The sequence below is a fragment of the Martinezella lusitana genome (assembly GCF_010668395.1).
Classification (GTDB): domain Bacteria; phylum Pseudomonadota; class Alphaproteobacteria; order Rhizobiales; family Rhizobiaceae; genus Rhizobium; species Rhizobium lusitanum_A.
The window spans coordinates 1-2,622 of record NZ_WUEY01000056.1; the positions used below are offsets into that span (position 1 = coordinate 1).

A 2,622-nucleotide genomic window follows, 5' to 3' on the forward strand; every position below is an offset into this window, starting at 1 on the left:
GATTTTGGCTATCGCTACTGGACGGTGGGTCGCTTCATCGAATCGACCGACGATGCCTATGTGAAGGCCGATTACACCACGATCGCTCCGAAGGTCGCCGGCTATATCAAGGATGTCTTGGTCAACGACAATGACACGGTCAAGGCCGGCCAGGTTCTTGCCCGCATCGACGACCGCGACTTCCAGGCCGCCCTCTCCCAGGCAAGGGCGGACCTCAAGGCAGCGGATGCGGCAATCGCCAACATCGATGCGCAGATCCTGCTGCAGCAATCCTTGATCGGCCAGGCCAGGGCAACGGTCGACGCCTCGCAGGCCTCGCTCGACTTCGCCCAGTCCGATGCCGCCCGCCAGGCCCGGCTGATCAGCAACGGCGCCGGCACGCAGTCGCGCGCCGAAGAGACGCAATCGGCCAGCAGGCAGGCTTCCGCCGCCGTCGAGCGCGACCGGGCCGCCCTCGTCGCCGCGCAGAACAAGGTGCCGGTGCTGCAGACCCAGCGCGACCAGGCCGCCGCCCAGCGCGACCGCGCCGCCGCCGCCGTCCAGCAGGCCGAGCTCAATCTGTCCTATACGAACATCGTCGCCGCCGTCGACGGCACGATCGGCGCCCGCTCGATCCGCGTCGGCCAGTACGTCACCTCGGGCACGCAGCTGATGGCGGTCGTCCCCCTGCATTCGGTCTATGTCGTCGCCAACTTCAAGGAAACGCAGCTGACCTATGTGCGCCCCGGCCAGCCGGTCGAGATCAAGATCGACAGCTTCCCGGACGTCGCCATCAAGGGCCATGTCGACAGCGTCTCGCCGGCAAGCGGCCTGGAATTCTCGCTGCTGCCCCCGGACAACGCCACGGGCAACTTCACCAAGATCGTCCAGCGCATCCCGGTCAAGATCGTCATCGACGACGAGCACCTGGCGGGCCTGCTGCGCTCGGGCATGTCCGTCGAGCCCGAAGTCGACACCAAGGCCTTCCAGACCTCGGCCTCGACCGCCGACGCCGAAGGGTCATCCGGCCACGCCGGCTGATCCCGCCCGTCTTCGTCGGGCATCCCCTCAACATCGTCGTGAGATTATTTCGGCTCCGGCCGGAAGGAGAAGCGCCATGGCCACTCTTCAGATTGCCGCAAACAACAATTCGGCCGGGCCGGCCACTGCCGCAGCCGCTGCGGCCGCAAAGCCCGCCATGAGCCCGCTGCGCATGTGGACCGCCGTCATCGGCTCCACCCTCGGCGCCTTCATGGCCGTCCTCAACATCCAGATCGTCAACGCCTCGCTTGCCGACATCCAGGGCGCGATCGGCGCCGGAACCGACGACGGCGGCTGGATCTCGACATCCTACCTGATCGCCGAGATCGTCGTCATCCCGCTCAGCGCCTGGCTGGCAAGGGTCTTCTCGGTCCGCCTCTACCTGCTGACAAACGCCATTCTCTTCCTCGTCTTCTCGGTCGGCTGCGCCTTTGCCGCCAACCTGCAGCAGATGATCATCCTGCGCGCCATCCAGGGCTTCTCCGGCGGCGTGCTGATCCCCATGGCGTTTACCATCATCATCACGCTCCTGCCCAAGCCCAAGCAGCCGATGGGCCTTGCCCTCTTCGCCCTCTCGGCCACCTTCGCCCCGGCCATCGGCCCGACCATCGGCGGCTATCTCACCGAAAGCTGGGGCTGGGAATACATCTTCTACGTCAATCTCGTCCCCGGCATCCTGATGGTCGGCATGCTCTGGGTCTCGCTCGACCGCGCGCCGATGAACCTGTCGCTGCTGGCCAAGGGCGACTGGCCGGGCATCGTCACCATGGCGGTCGGCCTGGCCGCCCTGCAGACCGTGCTGGAGGAAGGCAACAAGGACGACTGGTTCGGCTCGCCCTTCATCGTGCGCCTGTCCGTCATCGCCGCCGTCTCGCTGACGCTCTTTCTCATCATCGAGCTGCGCGCCGCCCATCCGCTCCTCAACCTGCGCCTGCTGGTGCGCCGCAACTTCGGCTTCGGCATCGTCGCCAACTTCCTGATGGGCGTCGCCCTCTACGGCTCGGTCTTCATCCTGCCGATCTACCTCACCCGCATCCAGGGCTACAATTCCGAACAGATCGGCCTGGTGCTCGCCTGGACCGGCATCCCACAGCTGATCCTCATCCCGCTCGTCCCCCGCCTGATGAAGCGCGTCGACGCCCGCCTGCTGATCGTCGTCGGCTTCGCGCTCTTCGCCGCCTCCAACTTCATGAACATCTACATGACCGGCGACTATGCCAGCGATCAGCTCTTCTGGCCGAACATCGTGCGCGCCGTCGGCCAGGCGCTCGCCTTCACGCCGCTGACCGCCATTGCCACGGCCGGCATCGAGCAGGAAAACGCCGGCTCGGCCTCCGCCCTCTTCAACATGATGCGCAATCTCGGCGGCGCCGTCGGCATCGCCGCATTGCAGACCTTTCTGACCAAGCGCGAGCAGTTCCACTCCAACATCCTCACCAATTCGGTGTCCTTGTTCGAAGACGCCACCCGCGACCGCATCGCAAGCCTCACCGGCTACTTCATGAGCCATGGCGTCAGCGACCAGGCCCTCGCCTCCCACAAGGCCATCGTCGCCGTCGCGGCAAGCCTGCGCAAACAGGCAAACATCATGGCATTCAGCGA

The 2,622-nt window shown here is 65.7% G+C and carries 2 protein-coding genes; both read left to right on the forward strand.

The features are described 5' to 3' along the window. Positions 1 to 1,020, forward strand: a 1,020-nt coding sequence (locus tag GR212_RS36435) for an HlyD family secretion protein (protein ID WP_163994970.1), incomplete at its 5' end; no start/stop codon positions are given. Between the two features lie 76 nt (positions 1,021 to 1,096). Continuing rightward, the coding region (locus tag GR212_RS36440; protein ID WP_163994972.1) for an MDR family MFS transporter at positions 1,097 to 2,622 on the forward strand (1,526 nt) is incomplete at its 3' end.